Consider the following 22,825-nt stretch of genomic DNA (forward strand, 5'->3'; position numbering starts at 1 on the left):
ACAAAAAAGCCCGTGGGAAACACGGGCTTTTTGTGAGGTCGCGTTGCGAACGAGTGCTTATTTCTTGGCCGAGGCGTCTTCGAATTTCTTGGTGATGACCCACTGCTGGGCGATCGACAAGATATTGTTCACCACCCAGTACAGCACCAGGCCGGATGGGAAGAACAGGAACATGACCGAGAACGCCAGCGGCATGAACAGCATCATCTTGGCCTGCATCGGATCGGCCGGGGCCGGGTTCAGCTTGGTCGTGATGAACATCGAGATCGCGTACAGCACCGGCAGAATGAAGAAAGGATCCGGCGCGGTCAGGTCGGTGATCCAGCCTACCCACGGGGCGCCGCGCATTTCGGCGGACGCCTGCAACACCCAGTACAGGGAGATAAAGACCGGCATCTGGACCATGATCGGCAGGCAGCCGCCCAACGGGTTGATTTTTTCGGTCTTGTACAGCTCCATCGTGGCCTGGTTCATCTTGGCCGGGTCGCCTTTGTACTTTTCGCGGATGGCTTGCATCTTCGGCGTGACCACCTTGATGCGCGCCATGCTCTTGTAGCCAGCAGCCGACAGCGGGAAAAACAGCAGCTTGATCAGGATGGTGAAGGCGATGATGGTCCAGCCCCAGTTGCCCAGCAGGTCGTGAATGTGGTCCATGACCCAGAAAATCGGGCGCGCGATGATGGTCAGGAAACCATAATCCTTGACCAGTTCCAGCCCTGGCGCGATCGTTGCCAGCTTGTTTTCATCCTGCGGACCGGAATACAGCCTGGCTTCGTTGCTCACGCTCTTGCCCGGCGCAATGCTACCCAGCGGCATGATGGTACCGATGGCGTACAGGTTCGGGCCATCTTTCTTGGTGAAAATTTCACGCTGCATGTTTGCCGGTGGCAGGAAAGCCGAGACAAAATAGTGCTGCGAAATGGCAACCCAGCCGTCGTCCGCCTTGGTGGCGTGCTCGGCATGGCCTTTTTTCTCGATGGTGTCGAACTTCAGCTTTTGATAGTGATCGGCCGGGGTGTACATCGTCGGGCCGGTGTAGCTGGAATTGAAGTAGGACTCGCCCTCCGGCTTGTTACCGTGGTGCAGCAACTGCAGGTACAGCGACGGGTTGACCGGAACGGTGCCCACGTTGGCCACGTCGTGACGCATGCCGATCAGGTAATCGCCGCGCTTGAAGGTGAAGGTCTTGGTCAGCTTGACGCCGCCCTGCTCGGCTTCGAGCACGAGCTGGATTTCATTGGCGCCGTCGAGCGCGCGCGGGCCGGACTTGGCGACGAAGCCCGTGTCCTTGGTCGGCAGGGTCAGGCCGGTGACATTGCTGAGCAGGCCGGTCTGGGCGACATACATGCCGTTCGGCGTCACATCAAACAGGACCTGGTTCTTGGTCTTGTCGTGGGCATTCTTGAACTTGAGCAATTCAAGACGCTTGATCACGCCACCGGCGGTATCGATGTCGACTTTCATGACATCGGTCGTCATGGTGATCGTTTCGTTCTGGAAGGGAGCCGGCGCGGCGGCGCCAGGCACGCCGGCGGCGTTCGGCGCGGCGATGCCTGGTGCCGGGTTGGCGACCGTGGCCGTCCGCGCAGGCGGCGTGGCGGAAAACATGGACTGTTTGCCGTTCGATACCATCCAGTTGTTCCAGAGAACCACCAGCGATACGGAAAACACGATCCACAGGATAGTACGTTTATTGATTTCCATTGAGGTATTGGTCAGGAGTGGTTGCAGCCGCAAGCGGCTGTAGAAGAATTCTTCGGGTGCGCGGGCGGCACCGGATCGAATCCGCCATCATCCCACGGATGACAGCGGCACACACGGCGCGCGGCCAGCAAGCTGCCGCGGGCGGCGCCGTGGGTGCGGATGGCTTCGATCGCATAATTGGAGCAGGTCGGGTAAAAGCGGCAGCGCTGCCCCAGCATCGGGGATAACATCAGCTGATAGCCACGCAATAACCAGACGAGCAGGGTATTCATGGTGAGGCTTTCGGCACGGGCGTCCCATCGGGCGTCCCATCGGGCGTCCCATCGGGCGTCCCATCGGGCGTCCCATCGGGCGTCCCATCGGGCGTCCCATCGGGCGTCCCATCGGGCGTCCCATCGGGCGCCGGATCGCGCGGCACACTATGTGACGCACCGGACGACGCGCCACGTGGCGCCTGCGACGAAAACAGGCGCGCGATTTCAGCGCGCAGGATCGCCTTGAGCGCGGCGGTGGTGGCCGGGCCTTGCTTGGTATTGACCGGGCGCGCCAGGCGCACGATGCAATCGACGGGCGGCAGCGGTGCCATGCGAAACAGCTCGCGCGTCACGCGCTTGATCGTATTGCGGGTGACGGCACGGGGCGCAAAGCGCTTGGCCACGACCACGCCGAGCCGCGCATGCGGCAAGTCGTTCGAGCGGGTGTAGAGCACGAAGTGGGCTGTCTTTTGGGCAGGGCGCAAACGAAAAACGGATGAAAATTCATCCGTTTTAACGATACGCCGAACGCGCGCGAAGTCGTGTGAACCTTCGCTAGCCATAGCCAACCGCGATCGGGCAGTAAGTGCCAGAGTTATACAGCCAGGCGTTTGCGACCCTTGGCGCGGCGTGCATTGAGCACATCGCGACCGCCACGGGTAGCCATACGTGCACGGAAGCCGTGCGTACGCTTGCGACGAACGACGGAAGGTTGGTAAGTACGTTTCATGGTGGTCTCGCTTAAAGCAAAATAAAATGCAAAATCGGGTCTGACGTCCCGTCAGTTTTAGGCGCCAATGACATTTCGCAGATGTTAAGCCAGCGACACGCCATAGCAAAAATACTCATATTTACCCGCTAAGCCACAGCTACAAGTCACAAGAAACTGACTCATTTGCACGGAGTACGGGCGGGGAACCTTGGATTAGAACTCATTTCGCTGGCCTTTGTCAAGGAAGGCTGTGGTTTGGAGACTGGGCGGCGGTGTTTTTGGCGGGGGAATGTGGGGTGGGAAGCACAGTTCCACTTCCGTCGCTCCCGCGCCCCCACCCCTCGCTTCCCCCCACCGTCGTTCCCGCCACTAGCCCGTCGTTCCCGCGCAGTGTCCAGTTTCAAGGAAACTCCTCAAATCTCTTGGAACCAGGCAAATGCGAGACCAGTTCCAAATGGCGCTAACTTACGCTCCGTCTTTCCCGCGCAGGCGGGAATCCATAGCACAGTTGGATATCGAAGGTGCTATGGGCTCCCGCCTGCGCGGGAGCGACGGTTTCGAGGTTTGTGGTCGCAAAGCTGCTTAACGTAGCGGCAAAATGCTAGTTCCTCGAGAGGCGGGAACCCAATTTCGTAGCGCAGTCACAGGCGGCTCGACGAACTTGGGTTCCCGCCTGCGCGGGAACGACGTAAGGGATAGCGCGTGCGGCCGGTGCGGGATACGGGTTCCGAATACCCAATCGACGTAAATTTACGACAACTTGCCTTTCCTCTATTTCCCCTCTGCCACGTCGCCCCCGCACCGAAAATAAGCGGCGTGCCTGTGGATAACTCTGGCCTTCGCGGGTAGAATAGCGTGTTACGTGTGGCGAACCGCTCGCAACGCATGCGCTAGCGAAGCATCATCGAACCGCCCCTCCACACCTTATTCAGACAGAAGATTCATGGAAAATTTTTGGCAGACCTGTTCCGCGCAGTTGGAACTGGAGCTGACGCCGCAACAATTCAGTGCGTGGATCAAACCGCTGGTTGCCCTCGATTACGAGGACGGCAAGTTGCGCATCGCAGCACCGAACCGCTTCAAGCTGGACTGGGTGAAGTCGCAGTTCGCCAACCGCATCACCGCCCTCGCCTCCCAGTACTGGGAAGCGCCGACGGAAGTGCAGTTCGTGCTCGACCCGCGTAACGCGCTGCCGAAGAAACCGGTCGCGCCCCATCCGGCCCCGAACGACGGCCCGCTGCCCGGCACCATCAACACCGGTCCCGGCAACGGCCCTGCGGACAATCCGGCTGCGCCGGAAATGTTCAACATCGGAAATTCGCCGCGCCGCGAACAGAGCAGGGTCAACACCGACCTGACCTTCGACAGTTTCGTCACCGGTAAGGCCAACCAGCTGGCGCGCGCCGCCGCGATCCAGGTGGCCAACAATCCCGGTGTGAGCTACAACCCGCTGTTCTTCTACGGCGGCGTGGGCCTGGGTAAAACCCACCTGATCCACGCGATCGGCAATCAGGTCATGGCCGACCAGCCGGGCGCCAAGATCCGCTACATCCACGCGGAACAGTATGTGCGCGACGTTGTCACCGCCTACCAACGCAAGGGCTTCGACGACTTCAAGCATTACTACCACTCCTTGGACATGCTGCTGATCGATGATATTCAATTCTTCGGCGGCAAGAGCCGTACCCAGGAAGAGTTTTTCTATGCCTTCGAGGCGCTGATCGCCGCGAAGAAGCAGATCATCATCACCAGCGACACGTATCCAAAAGAAATCACCGGCATGGACGACCGCCTGATCTCGCGTTTCGATTCCGGCCTGACGGTGGCCATCGAGCCGCCGGAGCTGGAAATGCGCGTGGCGATCCTGCTGAAAAAAGCCCAGTCGGAAGGGGTGACGTTTTCGGACGACGTGGCCTTTTTTGTCGCCAAGCACCTGCGCTCGAACGTGCGCGAGCTCGAAGGCGCGCTGCGCAAGATCCTGGCGTACTCGCGCTTCCACGGCAAGGACATCACCATCGACGTGGTGAAAGAAGCGCTGAAGGATTTGCTGTCGGTACAGAACCGCCAGATCTCGGTGGAAAACATCCAGAAAACGGTGGCCGATTTCTTCAGCATTAAAGTGGCCGACATGTACTCCAAGCGCCGCCCGGCCAACATCGCGCGGCCGCGCCAGATCGCGATGTACCTGGCCAAGGAATTGACGCAGAAGAGCTTGCCGGAAATCGGCGAACTGTTCGGCGGACGCGACCACACCACGGTGCTGCACGCAGTGCGCAAGATCGCACTCGACCGCACCAAGAATGCGGAGTGCAACCACGAGCTGCACGTCCTTGAACAGACTTTGAAGGGTTAAAGCCTGAATTAATGTGCGGACGGCAATTTCTGGCAAAATATAGCATTAGCAGCAAGGTTACCGTGGCCCTGTTGTTGCGTTGTCAGCCTCAAGGCAAATGCGCTTGCCGGGGGCGGCAGACGTGGCGGCACAGCATAGCGGGCCATACAGTATATTTCTGACAACTCTACCGAGGATTACTATGCAATTGGTCAAAACCACCCGAGATACCCTTCTCCGGCCACTGCAGATCGTGAGCGGTATTGTCGAGCGTCGGCACACTATGCCGATTCTGGCCAATATCCTCATCCGCAAGGACGGCGAAAACGTCTCATTCCTGTCGACGGACACCGAGGTCCAGATCACGACGCACGCCAGCATCGGTTCGGGAGCCGATGTGGCCGGTACCACCGTGGCCGCGCGCAAGCTGCTGGATATTTTGCGCGCCCTGCCCGAATCGGGCGACGTCACGATGACCTTGCTGAACAAGCGCCTGACGGTGCAGACCGGCAAATCGCGCTTCGCGCTGCAAACCCTGGCGGCGGAAGAATTTCCGACCGTCTCGGTCGCGGACACCTACAACGCCACGGTCACCCTGCCGCAGAAAACGCTCAAGCACCTGTTCAACATGGTGCACTTTTCGATGGCGCAACAGGATATCCGTTACTACCTGAACGGCCTGCTGCTGGTCTTGGATGGCCGCAACGTGATCGCCGTGGCGACCGACGGCCACCGCCTGGCGTTTTGCCAGGTCGAGACCGAGCAGGAATTCACGCGCCAGGAAGTCATCATTCCGCGCAAGACGATTATCGAATTGCAGCGTTTGCTGGAAGAAAGCGACGAGACGGTCCAGCTGGACATTTCGACGTCGCAAGTCAAGCTGACCTTCGCCGATATCGAGCTGGTTTCGAAGCTGGTGGAAGGCAAGTTCCCGGATTACACGCGTGTGATTCCGAAGGGCTACAAGAACGACTTCACGATCGGCCGCGATGAGCTGCTGCGTTCTTTGCAACGCGCGGCGATCATGACCAGCGACAAGTTCAAGGGCGTACGCTGCATCATCAGCCCGGGCAGCATGAAGATCAGCTCGACCAATGCGGACCAGGAAGAAGCGGTCGAAGAACTGGAAATCGACTACGGCGGCGACAGTGTCGACATCGGTTTCAACGTCACCTATCTGCTGGACGTGTTGAACAACTTGAAGTGCGACCAGATCAACATCGCGCTGGGCGACTCGAATTCGTCGGCGCTGATTTCGATTCCTGACAACGCGGACTTCAAGTACGTTGTCATGCCGATGCGGATTTAAGCAGCAAGCAATACCGGGAACCTAAACCCGTCGTTCCCGCGCAGGCGGGAACCCAAGTTCGCAGCGATACCTGCGACGCATATAACTTGGGTTCCCGCCGAGTGCCACCTTGGTGCGGGAACCACGAGTGATTAGTTTCCACATTTAGCACCCGATACATCGTTTTTTGAGAAAGCAGTCCATGTCCGAGAACACACCAGCAATCCCCGCCAAGATCGAAGAATACGGAGCCTCCTCAATCCAGATCCTCGAAGGTCTGGAAGCGGTGCGCAAGCGCCCCGGCATGTACATTGGCGACACCTCGGACGGCACCGGCCTGCACCACCTGGTGTTCGAAGTGCTGGACAACTCAATCGACGAATCGCTGGCGGGTCACTGCACCGAAATCCACGTCACGATCCACTCCGACAATTCGATTTCGATCACCGATAATGGCCGCGGCGTACCGACCGGCCTCAAATTCGACGACAAGCACGAACCAAAGCGCAGTGCCGCCGAAATCGTGATGACCGAGCTGCACGCCGGCGGCAAGTTCGACCAGAACTCGTATAAAGTCTCGGGCGGCCTGCACGGCGTGGGCGTGTCCTGCGTGAACGGCCTGTCGAAACTGCTCAAGCTGACCATCCGCCGCGACGGCAAAGTCCATTACATGGAATTCGTGCGCGGCGTGCCGCAGAACCGCCTGATCGAGATGATCGACGGCGTGGCTGTATCGCCGATCAAAGTCATCGGCGAAACCGACAAGCGCGGCACCGACGTCCACTTCTGGGCCGACGAAGAGATTTTCACGCACGTCGAATTCCACTACGAAATCCTGGCCAAACGCATTCGCGAACTGTCGTTCCTGAATAACGGCGTCAATATCAAACTGACCGACCAGCGCACCGGCAAGGAAGAGATTTTTGCGTTCGAGGGCGGCACACGCGGCTTCGTCGAATACATCAACAAAGCCAAGACGGTGCTGCACCCGACCGTGTTCCAGGCTACCGGCGAACGCCTGTCGGACCAGGGCACCAATATTAGCGTCGACGTCTCCATGCAATGGAACGACGCCTACAACGAACAGGTACTGTGCTTCACCAATAACATCCCGCAGCGCGACGGCGGCACCCACCTGACCGGCCTGCGCGCCGCGATGACGCGCGTGATCAACAAATATATCGACGAGCACGATTTCGCCAAGAAAGCCAAGGTTGAAATCAGCGGCGACGATATGCGCGAAGGCCTGACCTGCGTGCTGTCGGTCAAAGTGCCGGAGCCGAAATTCAGCTCGCAGACCAAGGACAAGCTGGTATCGAGCGAAGTGCGCGGCCCGGTCGAGGAAATCGTCGCCAAGACCTTGAACGACTACCTGATGGAAAAGCCGAACGACGCCAAGATCATCTGCGGCAAAATCGTGGAAGCGGCGCGTGCGCGCGAAGCGGCGCGCAAGGCACGCGACCTGACCCGCCGCAAAGGCATCATGGATGGCTTGGGCCTGTCGGCCAAGCTGGCCGATTGCCAGGAAAAAGACCCGGCCTTGTGCGAACTGTACATCGTCGAGGGTGATTCGGCGGGTGGCTCGGCAAAACAAGGGCGCGACCGTAAATTCCAGGCCATTTTGCCGCTGCGCGGTAAAGTGCTGAACGTGGAAAAGGCGCGCTTTGAAAAGATGCTGTCGTCGGAACAGATCACGACCCTGATCGCGACCCTGGGTACTTCGATCGGACCGGACGAATTCAACGTCGACAAGCTGCGTTATCACCGCATCATTATCATGACCGATGCGGACGTTGACGGCGCCCACATCCGCACCCTGCTGCTGACCCTGTTCTATCGCCAGATGCCGCAACTGGTGGAACGAGGCCATATCTATATCGCCCAACCGCCGCTGTACAAGGTCAAGGCGGGCCGCGACGAGCGTTATCTCAAGGATGACGTGGAAGAAGCGAGCTACATGATGACGGTGGCGTTAAATACCGCCGTGCTGACCCCGCGCGACGGTGGCGAGCCTATTTCCGGCGAACCGCTGGCCGAACTGGTACGCCAGTTCAACCTGGCAAACGCGATCATGATGCGCCTGACGCGCGTGATCGACCGCGCCGCGCTGACCGCCATCATGACCGGCGTGACCCTGGATCTGGAGACGCTGGAAAGCGCCGGCGTATCGGCCGCCGCGATGGAGAAGATGATCGACGACAAAGCCGTCAAGGTGAGCGTACGTTCCGACGACCTGAGCGAAAAACACGCGCTGCGCATCGAACGTATGCACCACGGCAATATCCAGGTCAGCTCGATCGATGCCGATTTTGTGCAGGGTGCCGATTACTCGACCTTGGCGAATGCAGCGGCGACGTTCCAGGGATTGATCGGCGAAGGCGCGTTTATCCGCCGCGGCGAAGGCGAGCGCATGAAGGAAACGGCGGTTGACGACTTCCACCACGCGATGCAATGGCTGCGCGACGAAGCCGAGCGCACGGTCAGCAAGCAGCGCTACAAAGGGCTGGGGGAGATGAATCCGGAACAGCTGTGGGAAACCACGATGGACCCGACCGTGCGCCGTTTGCTGAAAGTGCAGATTGATGATGCGATTGCGGCGGATCAGATTTTCACTACCTTGATGGGTGATGAGGTTGAGCCGCGCAGGAATTTCATTGAGTCGAACGCGCTGCGGGCGGGGAATATCGACGCATAAACTCGTGTAGGTGGGCTCAAAAACCGGCAGTTTGGGAACCTTAATCTGGCAAAAAATGAGGAGGCCCGTGCAGCGATGCATGGGCCTCTTGCGTTAGGCCGCTGAGTAAGACAACAACGACTTAACGATTCTCTTCAATTAGTCAATAGGACGGGATGAGGTTAGTTTTGTGCGGACCGCGGCATAAATCCTAGGCCAGTGCGTTCGTCCGTGATGTTCTGCTCGGTCAGAACCGGAAACCTAAGTGGGAGCTGACGTTTTGAAAACGTCATGAATGAAATAAATATCACTAAGAAACTCGCTTTTGTTATGGATTCACAAATGCTGTAACATTGAGTATCCGACACCGAGGCAAACAATGTCTTCCTTACAACAACAGCTGAGTCAAATGCACGTGGCGAAACAGTTCGAACCGTTTATTACTCATATCCGTTTTCCAAAATACAAGAATCTTGCTCCTAACACACGGATCGAGTTCAATCATCCGATCACGGTGATTGTTGGGGCGAACGGTACGAACAAAAGTTCAGTCCTGCGAGCACTATACGGTGTGCCAGACTATTCGAACTTGGGGATGCTTTGGTTCTCCACTTCAATTGATCCCATTGAGGAAGGTGACGGTGAGCGCAACTGCTTCATATATGGGCACTTCAACCAAGACGCAAAGCGTGTTACCGAGGTGCTGAAGATTCGAATAAAAAAAGACGAGGACCCAGACTATTGGGAGCCGTCGCGTCCCTACGCGAAATATGAAATGGAAATGATCCCGCGTGTTGGGACGCCTCCTCCTGGAGCCGGCAAGACGCGTTGGAATCCAATCAAGAAAAAGATGGAGTATGTTGATTTCCGAGCATCATTAAGCGCTTTTGACAAGTTTTTCTACTACGGCGAGCTTCGCGATAAAAGTAATACGCAGAAAGATAAGAAGGATTTTATTCGTGCCCGAGCGCCCCACTTGAAGCGCGCCGCAGATCAAGGGCTTACTACGCTTTCGTACCGAAAAAGTGATCGTATTGTCAACAGCGAGAACACTTTGCTAAACGCTGAGGAGTTAGCTGCGGTGTCGAGAATCTTGGGTCGGCAATACAGCGAGATTAGACTGATCCGACATCGCTTTTATAATGCGGATGGCTACACAGCTCGAATGCGGACTGCTGACTTCAGCTATACGGAAGCATTTGCGGGGAGCGGTGAGTTTTCCATCGTCAAGCTGGTCGCCACTGTCATGAAATGCGAACCCCGCACTCTCATCCTTCTCGATGAACCGGAAGTATCGCTTCACCCTGGTGCCCAAGACCGCCTCATGACGTTTTTATCTGAGCAAGCAAAGAAGCACAAGCATCAAATTGTTATTTCGACTCACTCGCCCGCGTTACTTCGTACCTTGCCACCACAAGCAATAAAGGTGATGGGTATGGATCCAGTCAGTGGAAAAATTGGGGTCATTCGGCAAGCGGCACTGCCGGAAGAGGCATTCTTCCATCTCGGAGAGCCTGCGACCGGCAAGAAGCGAGTGGTTGTCGAGGATCGACTGGCCAAATCTATTGTTGAAAAAAGCCTTAGGCCTCTTGGTCAAGCGATCTTTGACTTGTTCGATGTTACGTTCTTCCCAGGCGGTTGTAAAACGTTATGGTCATTTTATATTCCAATCTTCGCCGCTGAAGATCGCGACGACGTTGTTGTGTTCCTTGACGGAGATCAAAAGCCAAATCATAGCGATTGGTTTCCTGCATCTGACGAGATCCCGGTTGGCGATGACGATAAACTGGGCGCGATTATTAAGCAGGCGACTGGCGTGGATGTCAATTTTCCCGTGGACGGCACGGGTGGCAAGTCGAATAATGAACAACGTGTGCTTGCACAGCGCACTTTCATTAGATGGTCGCGGTCGCGAGTGGGTTTTATGCCTGGAGTGACGCCTGAGCAATTTGTATGGCACAACGCACCTGATGCATCGAAACAAGGGATCGCAGGCAGCGATTACAAGAAAAACTTTGCTGATTTGGCGCGGAAGGAGTTGGGGCTCGCGGATTTCGAAGAGATACAAGGTGACGCGATTTTGCATACCCAGCGACGTCTGCTCTCGCTGATCAAAGATGAAGACGTCGGGCTCGCTGAGTTGCGTGACTCGCTCTACGGTTTTTTACAGTAATCGGATTGAACGTGATTAGGGTTTTCGATTTTTTCTCTGGATGCGGGGGGACTAGTTCCGGCCTTGGCCAGGCTGGAATGGAGATCGCGATGGGATTAGACATTGATCCTGATTCGGCAGACTCATTTCGAGCAAATTTCCCTCGTTCGACCTTTCTCTTAGGCGACATCCGTGAGATGGATGCAGATGTCCTCTCGCCTCTTATCGGGAAGCGCAAATCACCGCTCTTGTTTTGTGGCTGCGCACCATGTCAGCCGTTTTCAAAGCAAAATCGCAATCAAAGTGCCGAGGACCCCCGCCGGGACCTTTTGGGGGAGTTCTCAAGGTTTGTGGAACGTTGGCTTCCTGAATATGTATTTATTGAGAACGTGCCCGGCATGCAGAAGGTTAACGGCAAGAGTGGTCCATTTCATAAGTTTAATCAGTTGCTTTCAAGGTTGGGGTACAGCTTTGCGTCGCAAGTTGTACCAGCAATGTCATTTGGAGTTCCCCAGACAAGAAAGCGTTTGGTACTGCTTGCGCGACTAAACGGCCCTATATCGATCCCACCCGCGACCCACGGACCATCTGGAAAGCCGTACACAACAGTGCGGGACGCGATTGGCCATCTTCCTCCTATATTGGCAGGCGGGACGCATCCTAGCGACATGCACCATCAGTCTGCTGAGCTCTCTGAACTCAACTTGCTTCGGATAGCGCATACGCCGGAAGGTGGGGGAAGAGAGTCATGGCCGGAGGGGTTGAAGCTTGACTGCCATAGGACGCACTCTGGGCATTCTGACGTTTATGGTCGCCTTGCGTGGGACAAGATGGCATCTGGATTGACTACTCGGTGCATCAGCTACTCAAATGGTCGATTTGGACATCCAGAACAAAACCGGGCCCTCAGTGTTCGTGAAACGGCGTTGCTTCAGACGTTTCCCGACAATTATCTGTTTGCTGGAAATTTGGCATCGAGGGCACGTCAGATCGGAAACGCAGTTCCCCCTGCAATGTCACTGGCAGTCGGCAAGCATTTTTTAAAGGAAGTGCGAAAGCGTAAAGCCTGATTACGCCCTGTGACGCATTTTCGTCCCTAATACGACCTGGTTTCAGGACGGGTGTAAGGTGAATTGATGTTTCGTAGTCAAAATAACGTAACTTGTTTCGGCTCGAGCTAGTTTGCCAGCTTATGGGCAACTCTCTATCAATGTATATTTCCACAATTTTCGCGCTCCCTTAATAAAAAAGAAGAGGTGTGCGCCTGTCAATGGGCAGGCCTACAACTCGCGCTAAGTAGTCAGGCAAATTTATCGTGAACTTGCTGCCGAAATCTCTCATCAACGATTGAATCTCGTCGAGCAGATCTTTCCCGTTCTTGGCAACGAAGCGGCGCCAGAAATGCTTAGCGTGCTTCCACAGGATTTCGATGCGATTAAGTTCGGGACTGTAGGGCGGCAAATAGTACAGGTACAACCCGTGCTTGGTCCACTGGCGCCGCTTCTTGTCCATAATCTCGCCTTTGTGAATCCCAGCATTGTCGATCAGGACGATGCGTGGCACCGAGTGCGGCTGCGCCGCAATCTGCTCGTAAAAGGCGATGACATCGTCACGTGTAGTCGGGCGCTGCTGAGTAGTCCAGGTCAACTGGCCATTATGGCGCAAAACTCCAAGCATGTTGACTCGCTGCCGATGCGCCAGCGGTTCGACAGCCCGTGTCTGGCCGATCTTACTCCAGCCATACTGAACAGGAGTATTCGGACTGAACCCGCACTCGTCGAAATACAGCAGTTCGCACTGCCGCTCACGATCAAGCTGGGCCAGCGCGCCGATCACTTTTCAGGCCCGCTCGAACGCCTCTTGATTTCGCTTTTTTTAAACTGTACCGATAGCGTTTGTAGGTGAAATCCATCTCCTTGAGATACCGTACGGCCGTGCTTTCGCTGATCGGTGCGTGATCCCGGCGTTGCTCGAACTGGCGTAGCAGTTCGAGCACGCTGCCACCTTCCGCGTCTGCCAACTCGCCAAGACCCTGTTGCTGTTGGAGCGTCCATTTCCTCGGCCGGTATGACGCCCTTCGTATAGTCCGGCCAAGCCAAGCTTGTTCCAGCGCTGGCGCCATTGCTCGACGCTGTTCAAATGCACGCCGAACTCGTCAGCAGTCTGCTGAAGTGTCAATCCCTGGCTCAACCGCAAAACTCCTTGAGCACGCATCCGTGTTCTTGGATGGGGGTGAAAAATGCCCATCTCGCGTAGCGTGCGTCCCTCGTCCTCAGACAATCCCAAGCGCTTCATCGCTCAACTCCTGCTGCATGGTCAATCCGACTTTGACAGCAAAAATTGGGCGACTACTTAGCCCCTGCTTCGCCCAGTCCGCCGGCGAGCCCACCGCACCAGTCCCGGCAAACGAACGCGCTCAGACTCCCAAGAACCCAGTCCCCATGACCATCCAGGAAGACAAATGGGCGGACGAATTGCGCATCGTGAGTCGCGAAAAGGCGGCCAACTCGAACATGCCAGGCATCATTGCCGGCATCGCGCAGGCACAGCATGGCGCCACGCTCTACCAGGACGGCACCGACCGCACCAAGTGTTATGGCAACGTCATCACGGATGCGTCCAGCCGGCGCAATCTGGTCAGTCCACTGTTGGGCGATTTTCCCAAGGCAATCGACAAAAAAATAGGCGACCTGCTGGCAGCGGAAGACGCAAGCGACGTTCCCGTCTATAAAAATTCCCTCATCGTCGCGCCGCTTGGCTGGCATCTGGTTTATCACGACGCGGCGACACGAACCGTGCCGGACGATGAGTACGTGCTGCGCTTCGCCGTGAACGTGTCGAAGATTGGCGAAGGGAAGGACGACAATTTCTTGCGCAGGGCGAACCGGCCGGGACGAACTTGCGAATACATCTCCAAGCCGCGCGCGCTGGCTGCGTGGCGGTCGAACGACTACGAAGCCGTCGCCGGCGAGAAAAAGCTGGCCGTCCAGGCATGCATCGACGCTCTGTCGCCCATCTTTCCGGAACTCTTGAGCATTGATTGCTATGCGAAACTGCGCGTCGGCAAAATCAATTGCAAGTCGAAATGGGTCGAGTGCAATACCACGGCAGATACAACGGCAGACCCCATAGCGGGCAAAAAGGCATGCAAGGCCGACTATTACCAGTGCGGCCAACGCGACATTGAACCGCTGGCCAAAGCAACGCCCGTCGGCAAGTGCAAAACTGCCTACGCTGCCTGTAAAAAGAAGGTCATCGACGATGTCCGTGCCCTCAACCCGGCTGAAATGCCAGGGAGGCTTGAATTCGATCCATGCTTGACCCAATATAACGCGTGTATCGAAGCCACCAAGTAAGCCGACAACGCGGTCGCCACAGACAGCCACCGCGCGCGCAGCAGCCTGCCACGCCCCAAAAAGCCGAGCCGCGCGCCCGGCTTTTTGCCGCCAGCGCTCAGGGCCGCCCCGTCCAGCTCCCCCACCAAATGATTTATACTGCCGCGCAGCAGAAACTTAAGCCCTGCACAGCATACAATCCCGGTTCCGGCCCTGCGGCTTACTAGCCCGGCCAACCACATCAGCCCGACATACAGCCGGCATACTCAGGAGTAATTGATGATCGACTCGTCGCCGAATTCGAATCACCCGTCCCCGGACAACAACCCGCCTTCTTTCCTGCGCCGCATTCCGATCGCCTTCGGCGCCTTTTTCGGCGCGCTGTCGGATGCCGGCTTCGCCAGCCGTATCGAGCGCGTGCGTGATGGCATGCCCGCGCCCACGCCTGCCCCAGTACCAGTCGCCCCGGTCGCCGCCGCACCAGCGCCAGCACCGAAACCAGCCGCCCCGACACCAGACACCGCCCTACAACTGCTGTCCCTGTTCCAGCGCGATGCGCGCCTGATCGACTTCACCCAGGAAAACCTGAGCGGCTTCTCCGACGCCGACATCGGCGCCGCCGCGCGCGTGGTCCACGAAGGCTGCGCCAAAGTGCTGCGCGAACACTTCACCATCGTTCCCGTGCGCGACGAAGCCGAAGGCAGCCGCGTCACCCTGAACGACGGTTTCGACGCCCGCGCCGTACGCCTGACCGGCAACGTGGTCGGCAAGGCCCCATTCAACGGCAGCATCAGCCATCGCGGCTGGCGCGCGGCGGACGTCCGCCTGCCCATCCTGGCCGCCGGCCACGACGCAACCGTACTCGCCCAGGCGGAGGTGGAACTGTGAGCAACGCATACTTTTCGATTGGCATCGACCTCGGCACCACCCACTGCGCCCTGGCCTATGTGGACCTGACCGCCAGCGATGGCGAGAAAACCACCCACGGCGTGCTCGACATTCCCCAATTGGTCGATGCCGGCGCGGTTGGCCAGGCGCACCTGCTGCCCTCCTTCCTGTACATGCCCCACGGCGATGAATTGCCCCCCGGCGCGCTCAACCTGCCATGGACCAGCAGCCAGGACTACGCCGTCGGCGAATTCGCCCGCGCGCGCGGCGCCCAAACGCCGATCCGCCTGGTGTCGAGCGCCAAGAGCTGGCTGTGCCACCCCGGCGTGGACCGCCGCGCCGCCATCCTGCCGAGCGACGCGCCCCCGGAAGTGACCAGGCTGTCGCCGCTGGAAGCATCCACCCGCTACCTGGCGCACCTGCGCAACGCGTGGAACGCCGCCCATCCGGAAGCACCGTTCGACGAGCAGGACATCACCGTCACCATTCCCGCCTCGTTCGACCCGGCCGCGCGCGAGCTGACCGTGGAAGCGGCCAAGGCTGCCGGCTACGTCAACCTGACCCTGCTGGAAGAGCCGCAAGCCGCGCTCTACAACTGGATCCAGAACAGCGGCGGGCGCTGGCGCAAGGATGCCAAGCCGGGCGACATCATCCTCGTCATCGACGTCGGCGGCGGCACCAGCGACTTTTCGCTGGTCACCGTCCTGGAACGCGAAGGCAACCTGGAACTGCACCGCATCGCCGTGGGCGACCACATCCTGCTCGGCGGCGACAATATGGACCTGGCACTGGCCCATCTGGTGGCGCGCAAGGTCGCCGCCAGCGGCACCCAGCTCGATGCCTGGCAAATGCGCGCGCTCGCCTATGCTTGCCGCGCAGCCAAGGAAAACCTGCTCAGCGACGCCCAACTGGCCACCCAAGCAATCGTCGTACCGAGCCGCGGCTCCAAGCTGATCGGCGGTTCGATCCGCACCGAACTGACCCAGGAAGAAGTACGCGCCACCATCCTCGAAGGTTTCTTCCCGCAGGTGGAAGCGGCGGCGCGTCCAGTCAGCCGTCCGCGCGGCGGCCTGGTACAGCTCGGCTTGCCGTACGCGCAGGATGCCGGCGTCACCCGCCACCTGGCCGCCCTGCTGAGCCGCCAAACCAACGCAACGGCCGAGCTGGAAGGCTTTGCCGGCAAGACCAGCGAAGGCGCCAGCTTCCTGCACCCGACCGCCGTGCTGTTCAATGGCGGCGTGTTCAAGTCGGATGTCCTGGCCGAACGCACCCTCACCACCCTCAACGACTGGCTGGCTGGGGAAGGCGCGGAACCTGCGCGCATGCTCACCGGCGCCGACCTCGACCTGGCCGTGGCGCGCGGCGCAGCCTACTACGGTTACGTGCGTCGCGGCAAAGGCATCCGCATCCGCGGCGGCACCGCGCGCGCCTACTATGTCGCCATCGAATCGTCGATGCCGGCCGTGCCAGGTTTCGAGCCGCCGATCCAGCTGCTCTGCGTGGCGCCATTCGGCATGGAAGAAGGCATCGAAGCACAACTCAAGACCCAGCAGTTCGGCCTGGTGGTCGGACACGCGATCACCCTGCGTTTCTTCGGCTCGTCGGTACGGCGCCAGGACCGCTTGGGCGACCTGCTCGACTTCTGGCAGCCGGACGAGATGCAGGAAGTCGGCGAAATCCAGGCTACCCTGCCTGCCGAAGGCCGCCAGGCTGGCGATGTGGTCGCGGTAACCCTGGCCGCCGTCGCCACCGATACCGGCACCCTGGAACTGGTGGCGCAAGCCGTCCAGGGCGAGGAGCGCTGGAAGGTGGAGTTCGACGTGCGCGGCAACAGCTAGGGCACGTATGGCGCGCCAGTACATCGTCGGCATCGACCTCGGTACCACCAATACCGTGGTGGCGTACGCGCCCATCGATGCGCAGGCGGACGGGCGCGCCGCCATCACCCTGTTCGAAATCGAGCAACTGGTGGCGCCGGGCCAGCTCGCGGCGTTGCCGCTGCTGCCATCGGTGCGCTACCACCCGCTTGATGCCGAATTGCCGGTGGCCGATATACGGCTGCCATGGCCGCAAGATCATGCGCAGACGCCGCCGGTCGTCATCGGCCAACTTGCGCGCCGGCTCGGTGCGCAAGTGCCGGGGCGCATGGTGGCCAGCGCCAAAAGCTGGCTGTCGCACACCGCCGTCGACCGCCTGGCGGCGATCCTGCCGTGGGGCGCCGCGCCCGACGTGGCCAAGGTGTCGCCGGTGGCGGCCAGCGCCAGCTATCTGGCTTACCTGCGCTCAGCCTGGAACAGCAAGTTTCCCGATACTCCCCTGGAACAGCAGGAACTGGTGCTGACGGTACCGGCGTCGTTCGACGAAGGCGCGCGCGCGCTGACCCTGAGTGCGGCGCGCCAGGCCGGACTGCATCAGCTGCGCCTGCTGGAAGAGCCGCAAGCCGTCTTCTACGACTGGCTGTTCCGCCATCGCGGCGAACTGGCCGGTGAACTGGCGCACACGCGCATGGTGCTGGTGTGCGACGTCGGCGGCGGCACCACCGACCTGAGTCTCATCAAGGTCGACCTGCACGATGGCCAGCCGCAACTGACGCGCATCGGCGTGGGCAACCACGTGATGCTCGGCGGCGACAACATGGACTTGGCCTTGGCCCATGTGACCGAAGCGAAAATGGCGCAGATGGCGGGCACGGATCAGCCGCGCGCGCATCTGTCCGCCAGTGCCCTTTCTCAATTGATGGAACGCTGCCGCGCCGCCAAGGAACAATTGCTGGCGGCCGACGCCCCCGAGCAGGCGCAAGTGACCCTGCTCGGTTCCGGTTCGCGCATGATCGGCGGCATGCGCTCGGTGGCGTTGACGCGCGACGAAGTCGGCAGCATCATCGTCGATGGCTTCTTCCCGCTGGTGGCGGCCACCGATCACGTGCAGCAAGGCCGCGCCGGTATCGTCGAGTTCGGCTTGCCGTACGCGCGCGACCCGGCTGTCACCCGTCACATCGCCGATTTTTTGCAGCAGCACGCCAGCGCCCTGCAAGCGGCGCAGGAAGACGGCACGGCCATGCCCGATACCTTGCTGCTCAACGGCGGCGTATTCCGCGCCGACGCGCTGGTGGAACGCTTGCAGGAAACCTTGGGCAACTGGCGTGGCGCGCCCTTGCGCCTGCTGCACAACGACAATCCGGACGTGGCCGTGGCCCGTGGCGCGGTGGCGTATGCCCTGTCGCTGCAAGGCCAAGCGCCGCGCATCGATGCCGGCGCGGCGCGCAGTTATTTCCTGGTGCTCGACGAGGCCGGCACAGGGCCGAAACGCGGCATCTGCATCCTGCCGCGCGGCAGCGAAACCGGCCGTGAAATCCTGCTCAAGGACCGCACCTTCGCCTTGCGCCTCGGACAGCCGGTGCGCTTTCACGTGATGACATCGAACGCGGACGGCGCCGATGCACCGCCCGCGGCCGGCGAACTGGTCGACCTAGACGATCCGAAATACGTGCGCCTGCCGCCGATTGCGACCGTGCTGCACGCGGACGACGGCAAACTCAAGCCGGCGGGCGGCAAACAGGAAACCACCGTGCAACTGGCCACCGCGCTGACCGAGGTCGGCACCTTGGAAATGCACTGCGTCAACTTGACCGATGCCGGCCAGCGCTGGCTGCTGGAAATCGACCTGCGGCACGACAACGCGGCGGCCGGGAACGACAAAGCCGACGGCGCGCCATCGCCGCAACTGACGGCCGCCATCGACAAGATCGACCGCATCTTCGGCAAGAGCGGGCAGCAGGTGACGGCGAAGGAGGTCAAGCAGCTGCGCGCGCAACTGGAGCAACTGCTGGGTGACCGCGAACAATGGCACACGCCGCTGCTGCGCCAGCTGTTCGACGCCTTGTGGCAACGCGCGCGCGGACGACGCCGCTCTCCCGAGCATGAACGGGTGTGGCTGAACCTGGCCGGCTACTGCCTGCGTCCGGGCTTCGGCTACGCGCTCGACGAGTGGCGCCTGGAGCAGCTGTGGACCCTGTTCGAGGCCGGCGTGCGCCATGCCGACGACAAGCAGGCGCGCGCGGAATGGTGGACCCTGTGGCGCAGGGTCGCGGGCGGGCTGGGCGCCACCGAGCAACTGCGCCTGCTCGATGATTTCGCGTTCAATCTGCAAACCAATAAAGAAGGCGGCGACACGAACGGCACGGTGGTGGCCGGCAGCGACGACGACATGCTGCGCCTGGGCGCCTCGCTCGAACGCATCCCAGTCGATTACAAGGCAGAAATCGGCGGGTGGCTGCTGGAGCGCATCGAGGCAACGCCAGCCACGCCGGGCAAGGAGAGCACTAGCGCCAGCCGCTACCTGTGGGCACTGGGCCGCATCGGCGCGCGCCAGCCTTTCCACGGCAGCACGCACGACGTGGTGCCCACCGAGGTGGTGGAAGGCTGGCTCGATGCCATCCTGGCGCTCGACTGGAAGAAGGTCGAGTCGGCCGCGTTTGCCGCCGTGCACCTGGCGCGCATGACCGATGACCGTTCGCGCGACTTGCCGCTGGCATTGCGCGAACGGATCGCGCAACGGCTGGTGGCGATCAACGCCCCGCCGGCGACCATCACCATGGTGCAGCGGGTCGTGCAGCTCGACCAAGCCACCGAGCGCTGGATTCTGGGCGAATCGCTGCCGCCGGGACTGAAGCTCATCGCCTGATACGCAAGGCTTGACGCGTAGCGCAGGGTTTGCCATGCTCGCATGCTCTCACTTGTCTTCTGCGCCGATGAATACACTGCCCGATGCACTGCACAGCCTCACAAACACTGACCTCAAGCAGTTGCTTGCCAATTTCACTGACTCGAAAAAAGTTTTACGCAAAGACTTGATGGTCGCGGCGCTCCTCGACGAAATGTCGGAAGCCGGCTTGCCGCGTGTCTGGGCGATGCTCGATCCCTGCCAGCAACTGGCCGTACGCGAAGCGGCGTACGACGTCCGCGGCAATTTCGACGGCAAGCGCTTTGCGGCAAAACACGGCCAATCCCCGCACTTTTATCATCCGGCGCGATCCGGCTACGGCGATGGCCCAATGACCGTGCTGAACCTTTTCCTGTTCGAGCAAGACGGCACCTACCAGCTCCCTGCGCAACTTCGCCTGCGGGTGGCGGCCTTGTTCCCGGCACCGCCGCCGAATGCGCTGACGAGCCTGGCCGCGTTGCCGGAGCCGGAGCGGGAAGCGGGCGAGCACGACGATGGGATACCGGTAGCGCAGCGCAATACGTCGCAAGATGCCCTGTACGAGGTCGTCGCCATGCTGCGTATGGTCGATCAAAAGCTCATCACCGTCAGCGATAAAACCCGCATGCCCGGCGTGGCCGCCTTGCGTGCGATCGAAGGCAAGCTGGCCAGCGCGGATTTTTATGACGCCACGGCGAAGTGCGACGATTCGGACCAGCTCATCGGCGCGATCAAACCGGTTGCGTGGCCGCTGCTTTTGCAGGCGAGTGGCTTGGCGGACCTGCATGGCAGCAAGCTCGGCTTGACCCCCGCCGGCATCAAGGCCTTGCAGGCGCCGCCCGCCGACGTGCTGCGCGGCATGTGGAAGAAATGGCTGACCTCGACCATGTTCGACGAGTTCAACCGGATCGATGCAATCAAAGGCCAAAAGGCCAAGGGCCGCCTGACGCCGGTTGCGCCGCGGCGCGCGGCCGTCGGCCAGTTCCTCCAGCGCTGCCCGACCGCGCGCTGGGTCGAGGTTGATGAATTGGGACGCTTCATGCGGGCCGAGGGCGCGCCGCTGGCGGTGGCTGCGGATCCGTGGTCGCTCTACCTGGAAGACCCCAATTACGGCGCCCTCGCTTATACCGACGACGAGTGGGATATCTTCGAGCGGCGTTATCTGCTGTGCGTGCTCTTCGAATACTGTGCAACCTTGGGCATGGTCGACGTCGCCTATCGTTCGCCGCACCATGCGCGTACCCATTTTCAAGCCTTATGGGGAGGCGATGGCATGAGCTTCCTGTCGCGTTACGACGGTTTGACGCACGTCCGCCTGACCGACCTGGGCGCGTATTGTCTTGGCCTGAGCCCGACCTACGCGCCACCCGCGCGGGCCGCCTCGTGCGTCCTCTCGGTCAGCGCCAGCTTGCAGATCAGCGTGACGCAGGGCAGCCTGTCGGCCGAAGATGGTCTGCTGCTGGAAAACTGGGCGAGCCGCGACAGCGCCGATCTGTGGCGCCTGGACCGCGACAAAACCATCCTCGCTGTCGAGCGCGGCCAGGATACGGCCCAGTTGGAAGCTTTCCTGCAATCGCACGACAAGCAACCCCTGCCGGTGCAGGTAGAAAGCTTTTTACGCACCTGCAACAAGCAAGGCAAGGCGATGCGCGTGCTGGGAGCCAGCGTGCTGATCGAGTGCGTCGATGCGGACACGGCCGACCTTATCGCCGGACACAAGGACACCGCGGCGCTGTGCATGCGCGCGGGCAAACGCCATCTGACGGTGTTGCAAAGCCAGGAAGACAAATTTCGCAAGGCGGCGCGCATGCTTGGGTACGGGATTGCAGCGTAAGCCACGGCGGGTTCTCGCTTCCAGCAGAGAAGGCTTATATAAAAGAAATTGAACACCTGGTACACTGGCTGCGTTCCCTTATCGATCGCACTCAACCGTCCAGATGCCTGTTTCTTCTTCGCCCGAGGCATCGACCACAAGTAAGGACTGGACCGACGCCGAGCTGGCCGCATCCGTGCGCGCCTATGTGGCGATGCTGCGCAGCGAGCTAGCTGGCGAGCCCATCAACAAGGCGGAAGTGAACCGGCGGTTACGCGAGGGCGCGCTGGCCGCCCGCACCAAGTCCGCCGTCGAATTTCGCATGCAGAATATTTCGTCGACCCTGTTCGACCTGCGCCTTCCGCACATTGTCGGCTACCGCCCTGCCAGGAACGTGGGCAGCAGCGTCAAGCTGCGCATCGAACAGATGCTGGAAGCAAACGGCCTGGAAACGCTGACGATGTACCAGCGCACGGCGGATGAGCGCGAACTCGCACACAAGGTTACGGCGCTGCTGCGCCAGCCAGCCGGTGGCGTGCCGCCCGGTTCCGCCGCGCCCTCCCAAGTGATGACCCACACCCTGCGCTACGTGCGCGATCCGGCGGTCAAGGCATGGGTGCTCAAGATTGCCGACGGGATCTGCGAAGGCTGCGACATGCCGGCGCCGTTCACGGGCAGCGATGGTTTTCCGTATCTGGAAGTGCATCACATCATGCCGCTTGCGAGCCACGGCTCGGATAAGCCATCGAATACCGCCGCGCTGTGTCCGAATTGCCACAGGCGCTGCCATTTGTCCCTCGACCGCGACGAATTCCGCCTGGCGCTATACGAAAAAATCAGCCGTCTCGTGCTGGAGGTGCCCGAAACGATGGAGCACGACACAGCCGTGTATATCGATGACGCAAGCGAGCTTTGATGCATCCTTGCAACATAAATACATGCAGCGCGACATCTTTTTCCATATTGCGCTAC

At 60.0% G+C, this 22,825-nt stretch carries 16 protein-coding genes and 1 pseudogene; 11 read left to right on the forward strand and 6 right to left on the reverse strand.

The window, feature by feature from the left end:
• Positions 1-57: 57 nt before the first annotated feature.
• From yidC to rpmH, 4 genes and pseudogenes are all read right to left on the reverse strand, one after another.
• The gene (gene yidC, locus IV454_RS06170) at positions 58-1,704 is read right to left on the reverse strand and encodes a membrane protein insertase YidC (RefSeq protein WP_206090744.1); all 1,647 of its coding nucleotides are present in this window, start codon (positions 1,702-1,704) and stop codon (positions 58-60) included.
• Positions 1,705-1,715: 11 nt separating this feature from the next.
• Positions 1,716-1,976: a membrane protein insertion efficiency factor YidD gene (gene yidD / locus IV454_RS06175; protein WP_054265131.1), complete on the reverse strand. Its 261-nt coding sequence runs from the start codon at positions 1,974-1,976 to the stop codon at positions 1,716-1,718.
• A gap of 179 nt (positions 1,977-2,155) precedes the next feature.
• A pseudogene (gene rnpA / locus IV454_RS06180) lies at positions 2,156-2,521 on the reverse strand (ribonuclease P protein component); the annotation flags it as partial.
• A gap of 32 nt (positions 2,522-2,553) precedes the next feature.
• Positions 2,554-2,688 carry a 50S ribosomal protein L34 gene (gene rpmH / locus IV454_RS06185; RefSeq protein ID WP_010401996.1) on the reverse strand — a complete coding sequence of 45 codons (135 nt, stop codon included), beginning with the start codon at positions 2,686-2,688 and terminating at the stop codon, positions 2,554-2,556.
• A gap of 925 nt (positions 2,689-3,613) precedes the next feature.
• On the opposite strand from rpmH, the gene dnaA reads away from it, so the two are divergent.
• The 5 genes from dnaA to IV454_RS06210 all read left to right on the forward strand — a co-directional run bounded on the left by dnaA (position 3,614) and on the right by IV454_RS06210 (position 12,186).
• A complete protein-coding gene (dnaA, locus tag IV454_RS06190) occupies positions 3,614-5,023 on the forward strand; it encodes a chromosomal replication initiator protein DnaA (RefSeq protein ID WP_206090746.1) in 1,410 nt (469 codons plus the stop codon).
• A 181-nt stretch (positions 5,024-5,204) separates the two neighbouring features.
• Complete coding sequence (gene dnaN, locus IV454_RS06195) at positions 5,205-6,311, forward strand: DNA polymerase III subunit beta (RefSeq protein WP_054265133.1); 1,107 nt, start codon at positions 5,205-5,207, stop codon at positions 6,309-6,311.
• Between the two features lie 181 nt (positions 6,312-6,492).
• The gene (gyrB, locus tag IV454_RS06200) at positions 6,493-8,985 is read left to right on the forward strand and encodes a DNA topoisomerase (ATP-hydrolyzing) subunit B (protein WP_206090747.1); all 2,493 of its coding nucleotides are present in this window, start codon (positions 6,493-6,495) and stop codon (positions 8,983-8,985) included.
• A gap of 358 nt (positions 8,986-9,343) precedes the next feature.
• Positions 9,344-11,137: an ATP-dependent nuclease gene (locus IV454_RS06205; RefSeq protein WP_206090748.1), complete on the forward strand. Its 1,794-nt coding sequence runs from the start codon at positions 9,344-9,346 to the stop codon at positions 11,135-11,137.
• A gap of 11 nt (positions 11,138-11,148) precedes the next feature.
• Complete coding sequence (locus tag IV454_RS06210) at positions 11,149-12,186, forward strand: DNA cytosine methyltransferase (protein WP_206090749.1); 1,038 nt, start codon at positions 11,149-11,151, stop codon at positions 12,184-12,186.
• 169 nt (positions 12,187-12,355) lie between these two features.
• Here IV454_RS06210 and IV454_RS06215 read toward each other — a convergent pair whose 3' ends face one another.
• Both IV454_RS06215 and IV454_RS33490 read right to left on the reverse strand, forming a co-directional pair.
• Complete coding sequence (locus tag IV454_RS06215) at positions 12,356-12,952, reverse strand: IS630 family transposase (protein ID WP_206090750.1); 597 nt, start codon at positions 12,950-12,952, stop codon at positions 12,356-12,358.
• 39 nt (positions 12,953-12,991) lie between these two features.
• A complete protein-coding gene (locus IV454_RS33490) occupies positions 12,992-13,411 on the reverse strand; it encodes a helix-turn-helix domain-containing protein (protein ID WP_206090751.1) in 420 nt (139 codons plus the stop codon).
• Positions 13,412-13,557: 146 nt separating this feature from the next.
• Between IV454_RS33490 and IV454_RS06225 the strand changes: the two genes are divergently transcribed.
• The 6 genes from IV454_RS06225 to IV454_RS33310 all read left to right on the forward strand — a co-directional run bounded on the left by IV454_RS06225 (position 13,558) and on the right by IV454_RS33310 (position 22,769).
• Complete coding sequence (locus IV454_RS06225; RefSeq protein WP_206090752.1) at positions 13,558-14,472, forward strand: hypothetical protein; 915 nt, start codon at positions 13,558-13,560, stop codon at positions 14,470-14,472.
• Positions 14,473-14,730: 258 nt separating this feature from the next.
• Positions 14,731-15,339, forward strand: coding sequence for a DUF2760 domain-containing protein (locus tag IV454_RS06230; protein ID WP_206090753.1), 609 nt, complete (start codon positions 14,731-14,733; stop codon positions 15,337-15,339).
• Positions 15,336-17,177 carry an Hsp70 family protein gene (locus IV454_RS06235; protein WP_206090754.1) on the forward strand — a complete coding sequence of 614 codons (1,842 nt, stop codon included), beginning with the start codon at positions 15,336-15,338 and terminating at the stop codon, positions 17,175-17,177. Before IV454_RS06230 ends, IV454_RS06235 begins: the two co-directional genes overlap by 4 nt.
• Before the next feature lie 7 nt (positions 17,178-17,184).
• Positions 17,185-20,022, forward strand: coding sequence for an Hsp70 family protein (locus IV454_RS06240; protein WP_206090755.1), 2,838 nt, complete (start codon positions 17,185-17,187; stop codon positions 20,020-20,022).
• Between the two features lie 169 nt (positions 20,023-20,191).
• Entirely contained in the window at positions 20,192-21,874 is a 1,683-nt protein-coding gene (locus tag IV454_RS06245) for a hypothetical protein (RefSeq protein WP_206090756.1), read from the forward strand.
• Positions 21,875-21,977: 103 nt separating this feature from the next.
• Positions 21,978-22,769 (forward strand): HNH endonuclease, encoded by a 792-nt coding sequence (locus IV454_RS33310; protein ID WP_206090757.1) that lies wholly within the window; start codon positions 21,978-21,980, stop codon positions 22,767-22,769.
• The last annotated feature ends 56 nt before the right edge of the window (positions 22,770-22,825 follow it).

The sequence above is a fragment of the Massilia antarctica genome, from assembly GCF_015689335.1.
Taxonomy (GTDB): domain Bacteria; phylum Pseudomonadota; class Gammaproteobacteria; order Burkholderiales; family Burkholderiaceae_D; genus Telluria_A; species Telluria_A antarctica.

Excerpts from the sequence above, each read along its gene's own strand:
- yidC (WP_206090744.1), bottom strand. The coding sequence starts at position 1,704 with ATGGAAATCAATAAACGTACTATCCTGTGGATCGTGTTTTCCGTATCG.
- gyrB (WP_206090747.1), top strand. The coding sequence starts at position 6,493 with ATGTCCGAGAACACACCAGCAATCCCCGCCAAGATCGAAGAATACGGA.
- dnaA (WP_206090746.1), top strand. The coding sequence starts at position 3,614 with ATGGAAAATTTTTGGCAGACCTGTTCCGCGCAGTTGGAACTGGAGCTG.
- IV454_RS06240 (WP_206090755.1), top strand. The coding sequence starts at position 17,185 with ATGGCGCGCCAGTACATCGTCGGCATCGACCTCGGTACCACCAATACC.
- IV454_RS33310 (WP_206090757.1), top strand. The coding sequence starts at position 21,978 with ATGCCTGTTTCTTCTTCGCCCGAGGCATCGACCACAAGTAAGGACTGG.
- yidD (WP_054265131.1), bottom strand. The coding sequence starts at position 1,976 with ATGAATACCCTGCTCGTCTGGTTATTGCGTGGCTATCAGCTGATGTTA.
- rpmH (WP_010401996.1), bottom strand. The coding sequence starts at position 2,688 with ATGAAACGTACTTACCAACCTTCCGTCGTTCGTCGCAAGCGTACGCAC.
- IV454_RS06230 (WP_206090753.1), top strand. The coding sequence starts at position 14,731 with ATGATCGACTCGTCGCCGAATTCGAATCACCCGTCCCCGGACAACAAC.
- IV454_RS06225 (WP_206090752.1), top strand. The coding sequence starts at position 13,558 with ATGACCATCCAGGAAGACAAATGGGCGGACGAATTGCGCATCGTGAGT.
- IV454_RS06205 (WP_206090748.1), top strand. The coding sequence starts at position 9,344 with ATGTCTTCCTTACAACAACAGCTGAGTCAAATGCACGTGGCGAAACAG.
- IV454_RS33490 (WP_206090751.1), bottom strand. The coding sequence starts at position 13,411 with ATGAAGCGCTTGGGATTGTCTGAGGACGAGGGACGCACGCTACGCGAG.
- dnaN (WP_054265133.1), top strand. The coding sequence starts at position 5,205 with ATGCAATTGGTCAAAACCACCCGAGATACCCTTCTCCGGCCACTGCAG.
- IV454_RS06245 (WP_206090756.1), top strand. The coding sequence starts at position 20,192 with ATGGTCGCGGCGCTCCTCGACGAAATGTCGGAAGCCGGCTTGCCGCGT.